A 14,249-nucleotide genomic window follows, 5' to 3' on the forward strand; every position below is an offset into this window, starting at 1 on the left:
TTCGCAGTTCTTGTTTTGGGCCCTCGATCATGCCCGGTCGGGCAGCAGCTCACCGAGCGAGCGGATGATGCGGTCGGGCTTGACCGTCGAGCCCTCCGGCAGGCCCTCGCCATGCACGTCCATCCAGATCGCATAGATGCCGAGGCGCTGCGGCGTCACGACCTCCCATTCCAGATTGTCGCCGATCATCCAGGTATCTCCGGCGGTGACGCCGAGCGCCTGCATCGCGTGCAGATAGGCGCGCTCCTCGGGCTTGCCGAAGCCGTGCTCGCCTTCGATCTGGATGTGGTCGAAGCGATGCGCCAGCTCGAAGCGCTCGACCTTGGCGCGCTGCATGTCGGCGGCGCCGTTGGTGACCAGCGCGAGCTTGATGCCGAGCGCCTTGAACTGGTCGATCGCCTCGTGCGCGCCGGGAAAGATGAACATCTCCTCCTCGCGGTAGGCGGTGAAGCGGTCGGCGAGGCGAATGGCGAGGTCGTCGGGCAGGGCGCGGTGGCCTGCGGCCGCGAGCGCGGCGAAGCCGCCCTTCACCGTCAGGTGCCGCGCCTCGGCGAGCTTCATCCGCCACGCTGCTTCCGCATTGGCCCAGAAGTTTCGCGCGAATGCCAGCACCGCGGTTGCGACCATCGGCGGCGGCAGCGGGGCGAGTTCTTCGGCGAATTCGGCGGTGATCGTGTTCCAGGCGATCTCGGGCCGGCCATAGGCCGACAGGATGGTGTCGTCCATGTCGATCAGCATGGCGCGGGGCAGCGGCGGCAGCACGGCGTTCATGGCCACTTCACCTCCGGCGGCAGCGACGACAGGATCGAGTCCACATTGCCGCCGGTCTTCAGTCCGAAGATGGTGCCGCGGTCGTAGAGCAGGTTGAACTCGACATAGCGGCCGCGGCGGATCAGTTGCTCCTCGCGGTCCGCAGCCGTCCAGGCGCTTGCGAAGTTGCGCCGCACGATCTCGGGATAGACCTTCAGGAAGGCGCGGCCGACGTCCTGGGTGAAGGCGAGGTCGGCGTCCCAGTCGCCGCTGTCGTGCCAGTCGTAGAAGATGCCGCCGATGCCGCGCGCCTCTTTGCGGTGCGGCAGGTAGAAATACTCGTCGCACCACTTCTTGTACTTGTCGTAGTCGGCAACGCCGCTCGGCTGCGTGCAGGCCTCTCTCATCGCGGCGTGGAAGGCGATGCTGTCGGGATCGTCCTGCGTCCGCCTTCGCTCCAGCACCGGGGTCAGGTCGGCGCCGCCGCCGAACCAGGCCTTCGTGGTGACGACGAAGCGCGTGTTCATGTGCACGGCGGGGACGTTCGGATTGCGCATGTGCGCGATCAGCGAGATGCCGGAAGCCCAGAATTTTGGATCCTCCGCAGCGCCGGGGATCTGGGCCCGGAATTCGGGTGCGAACTCGCCGTGCACCGTCGAGCAATGCACGCCGACCTTCTCGAACAGCCGGCCGTGCATCATCGACATCACGCCGCCGCCGCCGGCCGCGCCAGAGTGGTCGGTGCGCTGCCAGGGCGTGCGCTTGAAGCGGCCGGCTTCGCCCGGATGGAGGCTTTGCGGTGCGTCGTCCTCGAGCCGCTCGAAGCTCGCGCAGATGTCGTCGCGCAGGGCTTCGAACCAGCCGCGGGCGCGGGCCTTGCGGTCTTCGATCGTCGTGTCGTCCATCTGCATTCCCGGTCGCTTACCACGTGGAGTGTGCCGTAGGGTGGGCAAAGGCGCCCTTGCGCCGTGCCCACGTCTCTTACCGTCATCTTGAATCGTGGGCACGCTCCGCTTTGCCCACCCTACAAAATCTGTTCCTATCTGATGCCGAGCGATTTGTGGGTCTGCACGCTGAGCCGCCATTGCGGATGGTGCAGGCAATAGTCGATCGCGCGCGCGGTGTTCTCGATGACTTCTGGCCCGTCCATCGGCTGCAGCGAGAAGCGTTCGAAGGCGAGATCCTCGAATGCGTCGGGCATCGCCAACGCCTGGGGATAGACCAGCTTCAGTTCGTGGCCGCGCCGCAGCACAAGCTCGCTGCCGCCCTTGGGGCTGACACAGATCCAGTCGAGCCCATCAGGAGCTGCGATCGTGCCGTTGGTCTCCACGCCGATCTCGAAGTCTCGTTCGTGCAGCGCGTCGATCAGCGCAGCGTCGACCTGGAGCAGCGGCTCGCCGCCGGTCAGCACCACGTAGCGGTTGGCGGCAGCCGCTGTCCATTGCGCGGCGATGGTGTCGGCGAGTTCCGCGGCCGAGCCGTAGCGGCCGCCGAGCGTGCCGTCGGTGCCGACGAAATCGGTGTCGCAGAATTTGCAGGTCGCATCCCCGCGATCGGCCTCGCGGCCGCTCCAGAGGTTGCAGCCGGCAAAGCGGCAGAACACCGACGCGCGCCCGGCGTGGGCGCCTTCGCCTTGCAGGGTCAGGAAGATTTCCTTGACCGCGTAACTCAAGCCTCTCTCCTCAATCTTTCAAACTTGCGGGTTCCGGGTCTGCCGCAGCGCCTCGCCGGCGGCCATGGCCACGCTCATGGCCACATTGAGCGACCGCAGCCCCGCGTTGATCGGGATCACCAGGCGCGCATCGGCGGCCTCGACGACCGCGTCGGTGACGCCGGCGCTCTCGCGCCCGAATAGCAGGATGTCCGAGCTCTGGTAATGAAAATCGCGGTAATCGGTGGCAGCCTTGGTGGTGAACAGCAGCAGCCGCTGGCCCTGACCTGCGCGCCAGTCCTCGAATGTCGCCCAGGAGACGTGGCGGGTCAGCCTGACATGGTCGAGGTAGTCCATTCCCGCCCGGCGGAACAGACGGTCGGACACGGGGAAGCCCGCGGGTTCGATGATATGGGCATCGAGCCCCAAGCAGGCACAGAGGCGAAGAATCGTGCCGGTGTTCTGGGGGATGTCAGGCTGGAAAAGCGCGATCTGCATGGGCGGCGGCGAGTTGGCTTGCGGGCGCAAAATGTCTCAATAAAACATCGCCCGCCCGGGAATTCGTGCATTGCACGCTCCCACGCCGTTAGCGGGCTTGCGCTCGCCCGGCAAGGGTGCCAATAGAACGATTCTGGACTGCTGTTTCACCCGTTTAGAGGTGAACAAGCCAAGTTCTGCCGCCGCGGGGGGCCGCGGGCGCCGGCAGCCTTTCCGGGGAGCTCGTGGGCGCCTCCTGGAGCGGTTCCACCGGTCGCATAAGAAGAAAGGGTTGGAATCGTGACGACAGCGTCTTCGGCGGACCATCCGACACGCCGTGATTTCTTATTCGTTGCAACGGGGGCAGCTGCAGCAGTAGGGGGCGCGGCCGCGCTCTGGCCCTTCATCTCCCAAATGAATCCGGATGCCTCGACCATCGCCGCCGGTGCGCCGATCGAGGTCGATCTCAGCCCGATCGCGGAAGGCCAGGACATCAAGGTGTTCTGGCGCGGCAAGCCGATCTACATCAGCCACCGCACCAAGAAGCAGATCGACGAAGCGCGCGCCGTCAACGTGGCGAGCCTGCCCGATCCGCAGTCCGACGAGGCCCGCGTCAAGTCTGGTCACGAGCAGTGGCTGGTCGTGATCGGCATCTGCACCCATCTCGGCTGTATCCCGATCGCTCATGAAGGCAGCTACGACGGGTTCTTCTGCCCCTGCCATGGTTCGCAGTACGATTCGTCCGGCCGCATCCGCCAGGGGCCTGCGCCCTCGAATCTGCCGGTGCCGCCGTACCAGTTCGTTTCCGACACCAAAATCCAGATCGGCTGAGCTTCGGATCTTCGTCCGAAGCTTCGCGCCGTCTCGTCGTACTATTTCCTCAGGATCGCATCATGAGCGGACCATCCGACTACCAGCCGAGCAATCCGGCCCTGCAATGGATCGAGCGGCGTCTGCCGATCTTTGGTCTCATCCACTCCTCCTTCGTCGCCTATCCCACCCCGCGCAACCTGAACTATTGGTGGACCTTCGGCGCCATCCTCTCCTTCATGCTCGGGATGCAGATCCTGACCGGCGTGATCCTGGCGATGCACTACACGCCGAACGCCGATCTCGCCTTCAAGTCGGTCGAGCTGATCGTCCGTGACGTGAACTACGGCTGGCTGCTGCGCAACATGCACGCGGTCGGCGCCTCGATGTTCTTCGTCGCCGTCTACGTCCACATGTTCCGCGGCCTGTACTACGGGTCGTACAAGGAGCCGCGCGAGGTGCTGTGGATCCTCGGCGTCATCATCTACCTCCTGATGATGGCGACCGGCTTCATGGGCTACGTGCTGCCGTGGGGCCAGATGAGCTTCTGGGGCGCTACCGTCATCACCAACCTGTTCTCCGCCATTCCCTATGTCGGCGAGAGCATCGTGACGCTGCTGTGGGGCGGCTATGCGGTCGGCAACCCGACGCTGAACCGCTTCTTCTCGCTGCACTATCTCTTGCCGTTCGTGATCGCGGGCGTCGTCGTGCTGCACGTCTGGGCGCTGCACGTGGCCGGCCAGAACAACCCTGATGGCGTCGAGCCGAAGACGGAAAAGGACACGGTGCCGTTCACGCCGCATGCCACCATCAAGGACATGTTCGGCGTCACCTGCTTCATGCTGCTGTACGCCTGGTTCATCTTCTACATGCCGAACTATCTCGGCGACGCCGACAACTACATTCCGGCGAACCCGGGCGTGACGCCGCCGCACATCGTGCCGGAATGGTATTACCTGCCGTTCTACGCGATCCTGCGCTCGATCCCGAACAAGCTCGCGGGCGTCATCGCGATGTTCGGAGCGATCATCATCCTGTGCTTCCTGCCCTGGCTCGATGCCGCCAAGACGAAGTCGTCGAAGTACCGTCCGCTCGCCAAGCAGTTCTTCTGGATCTTCGTCGTGGTCTGCATTCTGCTCGGCTATCTCGGTGCGCAACCGCCGGAGGGCATCTACGTGGTCGCCGGCCGCGTTCTGACGGTCTGCTACTTCGCCTACTTCCTGATCGTGCTGCCGCTGCTCTCGCGCATCGAGAAGCCGCGGCCGGTGCCGAACTCGATCTCGGATGCCGTGCTGGCCAAGACCGGCAGCCGATCGACGCCGATGGTCTCGACCGCGATCGTGCTGGCGCTCGCCGGTTCGCTGTTCGCGGGCTCGATCGACAGTGCGAAGGCGTCCGAAGGCAGCGACACGCCCCCCGGCAACAAATGGTCGTTCTCGGGCCCTTTCGGTAAGTTCGATCGCGGCGCGCTGCAGCGCGGCCTGAAGGTCTACAAGGAGGTCTGCGCCAGCTGCCACGGCCTGTCCTACATCGCCTTCCGCAACCTCGCCGAGCCCGGCGGGCCGAGCTATTCCGTGGCGCAGGCGGCGGCCTTCGCCTCCGAGTACAAGGTCAAGGACGGTCCGAACGATGCCGGCGACATGTTCGAGCGGCCGGGCCGGCCGGCGGACTATTTCCCCTCGCCGTTCCCGAACGAGCAGGCCGCGCGTGCGGCGAACGGCGGCGCGGCGCCGCCCGACCTGTCCCTGATTACCAAGGCGCGCTCCTATAAGCGCGGCTTCCCCTGGTTCATCTTCGACGTCTTCACCCAGTACCAGGAGCAGGGGCCCGACTATGTCGCCGCGGTGCTCCAGGGCTATGAGGAGAAGGTGCCGGAGGGCGTCACCATCCCGGAGGGCTCGTACTACAACAAGTACTTCCCCGGCCACGCCATCAAGATGCCGAAGCCGCTCAGCGACGGCCAGGTGACCTTTGACGACGGCGCGCCGACCACGGTCGCGCAGTACGCCAAGGACGTCACCACCTTCCTGATGTGGACCGCCGAGCCGCACATGGAAGCGCGCAAGCGCCTCGGCTTCCAGGTCTTCGTGTTCCTGATCATCTTCGCGGGCCTGATGTACTTCACCAAGAAGAAGGTCTGGGCCGACTCGCACTGAGCGGCTTGGCGCGAAACGAGAATGAAGAAGCCCCCGCAAGGGGGCTTTTTTGTTGAGCCGTCATTCCGGGGCGATGCGTAGCATCGAACCCGGAATCCATTCATCCACCAGCTCCGCGGCCCAATGGATTCCGGGCTCGCGCTATCGCGCGCCCCGGAATGACGAGAGTGTGGATTGCGTCACACCCCCGCACCCGCCAAAATACCCCCAACCGATCCCCCAGAAACTCACCGGAGGACACCATGGGAACCAGCATCGCCTTCAAGCGCCCGGACGGCAAGGACGCCTCGGGCTATCTCGCCAACGCCGCGCGCGGCAATGCGCCGGGCGTGGTCGTGATCCAGGAATGGTGGGGCCTGTCCGACCAGATCAAGGGGCTGTGCGACCGCTTCGCGCTGGCCGGCTTCGACGCGCTGGCGCCCGATCTCTACAAGGGCAAGGTGGTGCCGTATCACGACACGGACAGCGCCAACAAGGAGATGAACTCGCTCGACTTCATGGACGCCACCACGCAGACCGTGCGCGGCGCCGCGCAATATCTGTCGCGCAACGGCGCCAAGGTCGGGCTGACCGGCTTCTGCCTCGGCGGCGCCGTGACCATCATCGGCGCGACCAAGATCCCGGAGCTCGCGGCCGGCGTCGTGTTCTACGGCATCCCGCCCGAGCAGGCCGCCAAGCCCGCCGACGTCAAGATCCCGCTCCAGGCCCATTTCGCCAACAAGGACGATTGGTGCACGCCGGAGCTGGTCAATGGTTTTGAGAAGGCCATGAAGGCCGCCGGCAAGTTGCTGGAGCTGTTCCGCTATGACGCCGAGCACGCCTTCGTCAACGAGCAGCGCCAGGCCGTGCACGACCGCGAAGCCGCCGAGCTCGCCTGGGGCCGGGCGACGGAGTTTTTCAGGAAGCATCTGGGGTAGGGGCACCGACCCAACGCCGCCCCGCTGCGTCACGATTGCGATTGCTTTGTGCAATCGCAGCGTGTAGCTGCATGCCGTTTCGCATAAGGAGCGGAGGTGCACGATGATTGAAGGTGGCCGGCTGGCAACGGTTGTCGTGAAGCGCGATGCACTAGATGCGGCTCGGGATTCCAAGAACGCCGAGTATCTGACCGGCGCGGTGGTCGAATTCGTCAACGAAATCCAACGCGTCGGCGTCTATTCGGGACGTGAATTGCCCGCGGTGGCCATGCAGGCGTATCATGCGGACTATTATCTCGCTCAGGTCTACAACGGCGGTCACAGTCAATTCATCAGGAATACGGGCATCAAGATGCTGCCCACGACATCCGGTGATGCGCTCGCTGGACTGAAGGCCATGGGCGCGAGCGCCCAACATCAGATCTTGCAAGAGATGATCGCCTGGGTGGAGGCACACCCCGGCGAAGCCGCACTGCAGAACATAATCGAGAATCGCCCGCGGCTCTCAAGGCGCTTGATAATCGCTTCTATGAGGCGGAACGACAGCAGCCAATGACACGACTCGCGGCGCAATGGATTGCAGGCTGGCCCGAGCTTAACCCTGTGGCGAAGGAGCAATACGCTTCCGAAATCGAGCGGGTTGCGCAAATGAATCCATATTTGTCGCAGCGCCGGATTTGGCGAAGCGTTCATGGAATCCGTTTCCAGATGATCGACAGCGTGCAGATTACCGTTGCCGCGGCATGCGGGGCCACGACGCCTGATCCGGAGCTCAAGGTCATGGTTCTCTCAGGATTCGACATTGATGTGGAGGGGGAGGAATGCAAGGCATTCGGCGTCAAAACCGACAAGGGCTCGCGGCTATGCGTCGTTGAAGAAGCGGGTGGACGACTATATGAAGTGGCCGCAGTTAGTCCGATAGTGGGCGCGCGGCTATCGGTTGTGGGAGCAGACACAATCGCGAACTTCGCGAGAGTTGCCCAGCAAAACCTGGCTGCCGAAGCGATCGATCTGCTGTTGCGAAAGTTGAATCTGGATCCGGCCGCGATGATCACGGCGCTGCGCGTGAGCGACGATCGTGCCACATGGTGTGCGGTTACAGGAAGGACCGGTGTTTTGGTTGAAACCTTGGCGGACCGTGGCAACGTCATCGGATCCGACGGTGAACTCCTGCTCACGGTAACACGAGCCGAAATCGAGCATCATGCCGCGGACGCGGCCGCGGGGCAGGACAGTCTGCAGATCCCGGCCTAAGCGCAACCGGGCCGTCGCCATTTGGGTGATCGGGGCCGCCGGGCCGCCCTTGACGCCGCCCCCGGGCCATGGTGAGTATCCGCCCCATGAGCACCGCAGCCCGCCCAGCCCGTCTTTGGTGGCGCACCTCCTGACGAGGTGGCCGGTGCGATTTCTTTCCCCAAAATCGCTAGAGGTCGCCACGCAGTGCGGCGGCCTGATCGTTTGTCCTGTGTGGCGTTCCCTCGGCAAGTTTCGTAAGAGGACGACATGAACAGGACAGTCTTTGCCCTCCCGGCTCGAAGCGACTATTTGACCCGCGCGGGTCTTGCGATCACGCGCGTGGCCGAGCAATTCACCGGCGGCGCCAGCCGGCTCGACGACCTCGTCAGCCTGCTCGACCGCCGCCGCGGCGTGGTGCTGTCCTCGGGCACGACCGTGCCCGGCCGCTACGAGAGCTTCGACCTCGGCTTCTCCGATCCGCCGCTCGAGCTCGAGACATCAGGCGTCGATTTCAAGCTGGAAGCGCTGAACGCACGCGGAGAGGTGCTGATCGCCTTCCTCGGCGACGTCCTGCGCGAACCCTGCGTCGTCATCTCCGAGAAGAGCGCGACGCGGCTTGCCGGCCACATCATCCGCGGCGATGCCCCGGTCGAGGAGGACCAGCGCACGCGGCGCGCCAGCGTGATGTCGCTGGTGCGCGATCTCGTCGCTGCCTTCTCCGCTGGCGATGACGGCCTGCTCGGCCTGTTCGGCGCCTTCGCCTACGACCTCGTGTTCCAGATCGAGGACCTCGTGCAGAAGCGCCCGCGCGAGGCCGACCAGCGCGACATCGTGCTCTACGTGCCTGATCGTCTGCTCGCCTATGACCGCGCTACCGGCCGCGGCGTGGTGCTCACTTACGATTTTGCCTGGAAGGGGAAATCGACGGAGGGGTTGCCGCGCGAGACCGCCGACAGCCCATACCTGAAGACGCCGCGCCAGGGCTTTGCCGATCACGCGCCCGGTGAATATCAGGCCACCGTCGAGACGGCGCGCGCCGCCTTCGCCCGCGGCGATCTGTTCGAGGCGGTGCCGGGCCAGCTGTTCGCCGAGCCCTGCGACCGCTCGCCGGCCGAAGTATTCCAGCGGCTCTGCGTCATCAACCCGTCGCCCTATGGTGCGCTGATGAATCTCGGCGAGGGCGAGTTTCTCGTCTCGGCTTCGCCGGAAATGTTCGTGCGCTCGGATGGCCGCCGCGTCGAGACCTGCCCGATCTCGGGCACGATTGCGCGCGGCCTTGATGCGATCGGCGACGCCGAGCAGATCCGCCAGCTCCTGAACTCGGAGAAGGACGAGTTCGAGCTCAACATGTGCACCGACGTCGACCGCAACGACAAAGCGCGCGTCTGCGTGCCCGGCACCATCAAGGTGCTGGCACGTCGCCAGATCGAGACGTACTCAAAACTGTTCCATACCGTCGACCATGTCGAGGGCATGCTGCGTCCCGGGTTCGACGCGCTCGATGCCTTCCTCACCCATGCCTGGGCGGTCACCGTCACGGGTGCGCCAAAACTCTGGGCGATGCAATTCGTCGAGGATCACGAGCGCTCGCCGCGGCGCTGGTATGCCGGTGCGATCGGCGCGGTGAATTTCGACGGCAGCATCAACACCGGCCTCACCATCCGCACCATCCGCATGAAGGAAGGCCTCGCCGAAGTGCGCGTCGGCGCCACTTGTTTGTTCGATTCAGACCCCGCCGCAGAAGACCGCGAGTGCCAGGTCAAGGCGGCCGCGCTGTTCCAGGCGCTGCGCGGCGATCCGCCAAAACCGCTCTCGACCTTCGCGCCTGATGCCACCGGCTCGGGCAAGCAGGTGCTGCTGATCGACCACGACGACAGCTTCGTGCACATGCTCGCCGATTATTTCCGCCAGGTCGGTGCCAGCGTCACCGTGGTCCGCTATGTGCATGCGCTCGACATGCTCAAGCAGAAGAGGTGGGACTTGCTGGTGCTGTCGCCTGGCCCCGGGCGCCCTGAGGATTTCGGGATCAAGAAGACGATTGATGCTGCGCTGGAGAAGAAGCTGCCGGTGTTCGGCGTCTGCCTCGGCGTGCAGGCGATCGGCGAATATTTCGGCGGCGAGCTCGGCCAGCTCACCCATCCCGCGCACGGCCGGCCCTCACGGGTGCAGGTGCGCGGCGGCCGCCTGATGCGCAACCTGCCGAACGAGATCGTCATCGGCCGCTATCACTCGCTCTTCGTCGAGCGCGACAGCATCCCGGAGGTGCTTGATGTCACCGCCAGCACCGAGGACGGCGTTGCCATGGCGCTGGAGCACAAGACCCTGCCGGTCGCAGGCGTGCAATTCCACCCGGAATCGCTGATGTCGCTCGGCGGCGAGGTGGGACTACGTATCGTTGAGAATGCGTTCCGGCTGGGTGCTGGGGCGAGTTGAGTAAGGGCCGTCATTGCGAGGAGCGAAGCGACGAAGCAATCCAGACTGCTGCCGCGGAAGAACTGGATTGCTTCGCTTTGCTCGCAATGACGGTGGAAAAGCCAGAGCGAGATAACCATGACCTTTGACCACGATCTGAAGGCGAGCGTCCGCACCATTCCCGACTATCCCAAGCCGGGGATCATGTTCCGCGACATCACCACCCTGCTCGCGGACGCGCGCGCATTCCGCCGCGCGGTGGACGAGCTCGTCAATCCCTGGGCCGGCAACAAGATCGACAAGGTCGCCGGCATGGAGGCGCGCGGCTTCATCATCGGCGGCGCCGTCGCGCACCAGCTCTCGGCCGGCTTCGTGCCGATCCGCAAGAAGGGCAAGCTGCCGCACGCCACGGTGCGCATTGCCTACTCGCTCGAATACGGCATCGACGAGATGGAGATGCATGTCGACGCGATTCAGCCCGGCGAGCGCGGCATCCTGGTCGACGACCTCATCGCCACCGGCGGCACCGCGGAAGGCGCGGTGAAGCTGCTGCGCCAGATCGGCGCCAACGTCGTTGCCGCCTGCTTCATCATCGACCTGCCCGAGCTCGGCGGCGCCGCCAAGCTGCGTGCGATGGACGTCCCGGTGCGCACGCTGATGACGTTCGAGGGGCATTGAGCGTGCTCGCCGCTGCGGCGAGACCCCGCGGCAAGCGCAGACCTGGCTAGGGCGGCGGCAAGCCGAAGGCCGGAAATAGCTCGGGCCCGAGCGGCCCCAGATAGACCGTCAGCGAGGCGATCCCGCCGTCCATAGGCTCGATGACATGCAGCGAATGGGCGCGCCATGCCGGATCTTGATGGGTGCGCGCGTAGACACCGACAGCCGGCTGGCCGTTGGCGCCGATGGCGACCGCTCGGAAGCCGGCAAACCTAGTCCAGATGGTCTCGAAGAAAGCCCGAATGGCCGCTCGCCCCTGATACCACTCCCGCCATGGCGGCATGCTAAAGGTGGCGTCCTCCCGCAAGAGTTCTATGAAGCCGTCGAGATTGGCGGCCTGCCAGGTCTGCATGTAGCGCTCGAGCAGCAGTCCCTCCTCTCGGCTGGTCTGCGATCGACGGCGGGGACGTCCCTCGGGATATCGCGCCGCGAGCGTTGCGCGAGCCCGCTGCAATGCGCTGTTGATCGAGGCCGTCGAGCCGCCCAACAATCGCGCCGTTTCGACAGCCGACCATCCCAGGACGTCGGAAAGCAGCAGCGCGGCCCGCTGCCTGGGCGGCAGATCCTGGATGGCCGCGACGAAGGCGAGCTGCACGGCTTCGCGGGTCTCGTATCGTGCTTCCGGACCGGGCGTGTCGTCGGCGACGGCGGGAAGCTCCGCATCCGGGTAAGGGTCCAGCCAGGCAAGCTCGGCTGCGGGCCCGCCCGTGGCCGGCCCCTGCGAGGGAGGCCGTCCGGGCTGCTGGAGAAAGCGATGCGCCCTGGTCCTCGCCTTGAGAGCGTTGAGGCAGCTGTTGGTGGCGATCGTGTAGAGCCAGCCGCGGACCGAGCCTCGCCCGTCGAACTCCGACCGCGCGCGCCAAGCTCGCAGAAAGGTCTCCTGTACGAGGTCGTCCGCCTCATGCAGCGAGCCCATCATGCGGTAGCAGTGGAGCTTGATCTCGCGACGGTGGGCCGCCGTGAAATGCTCGAAAGCCAGTCGATCGAGGAACGGCTGGCCTGGCTGGCCCAATGGCTCGAAAGGGCCAGGAGGGCCTGTCATGTCGGGCCTGCAGTGCTGAATTCGATCTGCATTCTGTGTGCCTCAGGCCGCCGGCGCAAGTCCGCTCCCGCTCACCATGAAGGAACTGCCCTCCGATGTCCCGGTGGCCAGGGCAACCACCGCCCTTCCCACATCGGCCGGCGTTTGCATGTCGGTCATGCCCGCGAGAACGTCCGCGGGCTGGATGCCCAGATAGCCGGCATAGCCGTCGATGCCACCCTTGCCCACGCGGGTGCCGGGCATGATACGCATGGGGGCCAGGTCCATGAAGCGCAGGCCCAGTCCGAGCCGATCCGACTCCTTCTGGCAATGACCGGCCAGGAAGATCTGCGCGCGCTTTGCTCCCGCATAACCGCCGGCAAATGGCGGTCCCCCGCTGAAGGCCGCGCCACTGGAGATCTGGACGATCCGTGTTCCCGGCTTGAGCGGACCTCGCAGCGCCGCCCCGCAAAACAGGAACGACGCCTTGACGTCCGTTTCCCAGTTGGCGGAGAAGGCCTCCCAGGTCACGTCCTGTATGGGCGCGCTGGGGGCAAGTGAGCCCGCGCAGATCACCAGGACGTCCGGCGCCAGCGCGGCGAAAACCTGACCCGGCGCTGTATCCTGCGTCGCGTCGGCCGCAAGGGTTCTCAACCTCGGCGTATCGTTCGCCAGCTGGGTCAGGGCTGCTGCTTCGCGGGCGACGGCCAGGACCGTCGCTCCCTCGCCGAGGGCGGCTTCCGCGATTGCGCGGCCGACGCCGCGGCTGCCTCCGACGACGACGACATTTTGACCTTGCAACGATCCCATGGATCACCTCTCTGTCCGGGCCACCCGGATCATTCCGGCGCGCCTATGGATCAGGACAGCGCAGGCGGGCCAAAATCATCGGTGCGCCAAAGAAAATGTCAGGCGATCGACACGGCCCGTGAAAAGCCCCGATAGGGTGCGCGGCTGGTAGTGAACGTGGCCAACTAGATCGCTTCGGCGTTGAGGTCCGACCGCCAATGCAGCATGCGGTCCTTCAGGAGCGCATCGCGGATGTAGCTCGTTTCCTCCTCGTCCAGCCGCTCGCACTCGGCGAATGTCAGGCCAGCGGCGCCATGCGCGTTCCACGCCGCTTGAAGGGCGCGGCAGGGATGCCCGCCCTGGCGCAGCGTGAACCAGATCCGGTTGGCGACCTTCTCGAGATCAAACGCCTGGCCGACCCAGGCTTCGCCTGTCGCCACGCAGCGGACGACGTAGATGCCGACGGTGGTCTTGCGCTCCTTGTAGGCGGCAATCGCGGCCTTTCGGTCGATGCTCATGGGCTTGGTCTCGCGAGGAAGGGTGTCACGCGAGGTCATACAAGCCGCCGGGCGGTCGGTCAATATTGCCCGGGTAAAATAAATCAGGACCGTTGCAGGATCAGGCTGAGCTCAAGCTCGCGGAAGGCGAGATAGTTGCGCCGGATCCACTGATGCAGCTCGGTCGAAGAGTCCTTCTCCTGCCGCAGATAGCCGGTGAAGGAGAAATTCAGCCGGTCGATATACGTCTTCAGGAAACCCGGCAGCGCCGGCAGGCGGAACAGCCGGCCACCTCCCATCGCCGGCGGCAGTTCGCCGCGAACGACATATTCGTTGTCCACCGTGACCAGGTTCATCCGCGGGATCTGCCCGCGCAACATCTCGTGGGCGCGGGCCGAGACGCGGTCGGTGTCGGCGACGAACAGGATCTGTGGTGCCACATGCCGGCGCGCCGCCTCCTTCAACAGGCCGATCTCGTCGGTCATCTTGAAGAACTCGTCGAAGGCGTGGAAGCCGAGGTCGATCACCTTGGCAATACCGTCATCGACGATGACGCGGTCCATCAGCTGCATCTTGCCGTAGGTGTCGATCACGTCGGCGGTCTCGGTCACCTTCGGCAGGTAATCGAGCAGCGACGGCTCCTTCAGGTTGACGTCGAAGGCCGCGACGTTGCCGTTCTTGAGCAGCAGGAATTCTGTCAGCAGCCGCGCCAGCAAGGTCTTGCCGACCTGCGGGCGAGGCGAGCAGATGATGTAGACGGGCGTTGCGGGCATCGACAGCTATTATCTGGGCCAACTCACCGCCCAATCCAGCCGT

Annotated in this window: 15 protein-coding genes; 7 read left to right on the plus strand and 8 right to left on the minus strand. The window is 65.1% G+C overall.

Features of this window, described 5'->3' with window-relative positions:
* Positions 1 to 27: 27 nt before the first annotated feature.
* The 4 genes from XI05_RS13200 to XI05_RS13215 form a co-directional block, all read right to left on the minus strand.
* Complete coding sequence (locus tag XI05_RS13200; RefSeq protein ID WP_271502102.1) at positions 28 to 771, minus strand: HAD family hydrolase; 744 nt, start codon at positions 769 to 771, stop codon at positions 28 to 30.
* On the minus strand, positions 768 to 1,655 hold the full coding sequence (gene hemF / locus XI05_RS13205; RefSeq protein ID WP_271502103.1) for an oxygen-dependent coproporphyrinogen oxidase: 888 nt from the start codon (positions 1,653 to 1,655) through the stop codon (positions 768 to 770). Before hemF ends, XI05_RS13200 begins: the two co-directional genes overlap by 4 nt.
* A 134-nt stretch (positions 1,656 to 1,789) precedes the next feature.
* Entirely contained in the window at positions 1,790 to 2,422 is a 633-nt protein-coding gene (queE, locus tag XI05_RS13210; protein ID WP_271502104.1) for a 7-carboxy-7-deazaguanine synthase, read from the minus strand.
* An 18-nt stretch (positions 2,423 to 2,440) separates the two neighbouring features.
* Positions 2,441 to 2,899 (minus strand): tRNA (cytidine(34)-2'-O)-methyltransferase, encoded by a 459-nt coding sequence (locus XI05_RS13215; RefSeq protein ID WP_172785912.1) that lies wholly within the window; start codon positions 2,897 to 2,899, stop codon positions 2,441 to 2,443.
* Between the two features lie 279 nt (positions 2,900 to 3,178).
* On the opposite strand from XI05_RS13215, the gene petA reads away from it, so the two are divergent.
* The 7 genes from petA (at position 3,179) to XI05_RS13250 (ending at position 11,087) form a co-directional block, all read left to right on the plus strand.
* The gene (gene petA, locus XI05_RS13220; RefSeq protein WP_172785913.1) at positions 3,179 to 3,709 is read left to right on the plus strand and encodes a ubiquinol-cytochrome c reductase iron-sulfur subunit; all 531 of its coding nucleotides are present in this window, start codon (positions 3,179 to 3,181) and stop codon (positions 3,707 to 3,709) included.
* Positions 3,710 to 3,771: 62 nt separating this feature from the next.
* Entirely contained in the window at positions 3,772 to 5,844 is a 2,073-nt protein-coding gene (gene fbcH, locus XI05_RS13225; protein WP_172785914.1) for a cytochrome b/c1, read from the plus strand.
* A gap of 242 nt (positions 5,845 to 6,086) precedes the next feature.
* A complete protein-coding gene (locus tag XI05_RS13230; RefSeq protein ID WP_271502105.1) occupies positions 6,087 to 6,761 on the plus strand; it encodes a dienelactone hydrolase family protein in 675 nt (224 codons plus the stop codon).
* A 103-nt stretch (positions 6,762 to 6,864) separates the two neighbouring features.
* Positions 6,865 to 7,317 carry a DMP19 family protein gene (locus XI05_RS13235; protein WP_271502106.1) on the plus strand — a complete coding sequence of 151 codons (453 nt, stop codon included), beginning with the start codon at positions 6,865 to 6,867 and terminating at the stop codon, positions 7,315 to 7,317.
* Complete coding sequence (locus XI05_RS13240; RefSeq protein ID WP_271502107.1) at positions 7,314 to 8,015, plus strand: hypothetical protein; 702 nt, start codon at positions 7,314 to 7,316, stop codon at positions 8,013 to 8,015. Before XI05_RS13235 ends, XI05_RS13240 begins: the two co-directional genes overlap by 4 nt.
* A gap of 249 nt (positions 8,016 to 8,264) precedes the next feature.
* Positions 8,265 to 10,430, plus strand: coding sequence for an anthranilate synthase component I (locus tag XI05_RS13245; protein WP_271502108.1), 2,166 nt, complete (start codon positions 8,265 to 8,267; stop codon positions 10,428 to 10,430).
* Between the two features lie 117 nt (positions 10,431 to 10,547).
* Complete coding sequence (locus tag XI05_RS13250) at positions 10,548 to 11,087, plus strand: adenine phosphoribosyltransferase (RefSeq protein ID WP_271502110.1); 540 nt, start codon at positions 10,548 to 10,550, stop codon at positions 11,085 to 11,087.
* A gap of 46 nt (positions 11,088 to 11,133) precedes the next feature.
* Here XI05_RS13250 and XI05_RS13255 read toward each other — a convergent pair whose 3' ends face one another.
* From XI05_RS13255 to XI05_RS13270, 4 genes are all read right to left on the minus strand, one after another.
* Positions 11,134 to 12,168 (minus strand): RNA polymerase subunit sigma-70, encoded by a 1,035-nt coding sequence (locus tag XI05_RS13255; protein WP_271502113.1) that lies wholly within the window; start codon positions 12,166 to 12,168, stop codon positions 11,134 to 11,136.
* Positions 12,169 to 12,210: 42 nt separating this feature from the next.
* A complete protein-coding gene (locus tag XI05_RS13260; protein ID WP_271502115.1) occupies positions 12,211 to 12,957 on the minus strand; it encodes an SDR family oxidoreductase in 747 nt (248 codons plus the stop codon).
* A 164-nt stretch (positions 12,958 to 13,121) separates the two neighbouring features.
* Complete coding sequence (locus XI05_RS13265; protein ID WP_271502117.1) at positions 13,122 to 13,454, minus strand: GIY-YIG nuclease family protein; 333 nt, start codon at positions 13,452 to 13,454, stop codon at positions 13,122 to 13,124.
* Between the two features lie 83 nt (positions 13,455 to 13,537).
* Positions 13,538 to 14,206 carry a hypothetical protein gene (locus XI05_RS13270; protein WP_271502119.1) on the minus strand — a complete coding sequence of 223 codons (669 nt, stop codon included), beginning with the start codon at positions 14,204 to 14,206 and terminating at the stop codon, positions 13,538 to 13,540.
* Between the last annotated feature and the right edge of the window lie 43 nt (positions 14,207 to 14,249).

It is taken from the genome of Bradyrhizobium sp. CCBAU 11357 (assembly GCF_028128865.1).
In the GTDB taxonomy this organism is placed as follows: domain Bacteria; phylum Pseudomonadota; class Alphaproteobacteria; order Rhizobiales; family Xanthobacteraceae; genus Bradyrhizobium.

Excerpts from the sequence above, each read along its gene's own strand:
- XI05_RS13200 (WP_271502102.1), bottom strand. The coding sequence starts at position 771 with ATGAACGCCGTGCTGCCGCCGCTGCCCCGCGCCATGCTGATCGACATG.
- hemF (WP_271502103.1), bottom strand. The coding sequence starts at position 1,655 with ATGGACGACACGACGATCGAAGACCGCAAGGCCCGCGCCCGCGGCTGG.
- XI05_RS13215 (WP_172785912.1), bottom strand. The coding sequence starts at position 2,899 with ATGCAGATCGCGCTTTTCCAGCCTGACATCCCCCAGAACACCGGCACG.
- fbcH (WP_172785914.1), top strand. The coding sequence starts at position 3,772 with ATGAGCGGACCATCCGACTACCAGCCGAGCAATCCGGCCCTGCAATGG.
- XI05_RS13230 (WP_271502105.1), top strand. The coding sequence starts at position 6,087 with ATGGGAACCAGCATCGCCTTCAAGCGCCCGGACGGCAAGGACGCCTCG.
- XI05_RS13235 (WP_271502106.1), top strand. The coding sequence starts at position 6,865 with ATGATTGAAGGTGGCCGGCTGGCAACGGTTGTCGTGAAGCGCGATGCA.
- XI05_RS13240 (WP_271502107.1), top strand. The coding sequence starts at position 7,314 with ATGACACGACTCGCGGCGCAATGGATTGCAGGCTGGCCCGAGCTTAAC.
- XI05_RS13245 (WP_271502108.1), top strand. The coding sequence starts at position 8,265 with ATGAACAGGACAGTCTTTGCCCTCCCGGCTCGAAGCGACTATTTGACC.
- XI05_RS13250 (WP_271502110.1), top strand. The coding sequence starts at position 10,548 with ATGACCTTTGACCACGATCTGAAGGCGAGCGTCCGCACCATTCCCGAC.
- XI05_RS13255 (WP_271502113.1), bottom strand. The coding sequence starts at position 12,168 with ATGACAGGCCCTCCTGGCCCTTTCGAGCCATTGGGCCAGCCAGGCCAG.
- XI05_RS13260 (WP_271502115.1), bottom strand. The coding sequence starts at position 12,957 with ATGGGATCGTTGCAAGGTCAAAATGTCGTCGTCGTCGGAGGCAGCCGC.
- XI05_RS13265 (WP_271502117.1), bottom strand. The coding sequence starts at position 13,454 with ATGAGCATCGACCGAAAGGCCGCGATTGCCGCCTACAAGGAGCGCAAG.
- XI05_RS13270 (WP_271502119.1), bottom strand. The coding sequence starts at position 14,206 with ATGCCCGCAACGCCCGTCTACATCATCTGCTCGCCTCGCCCGCAGGTC.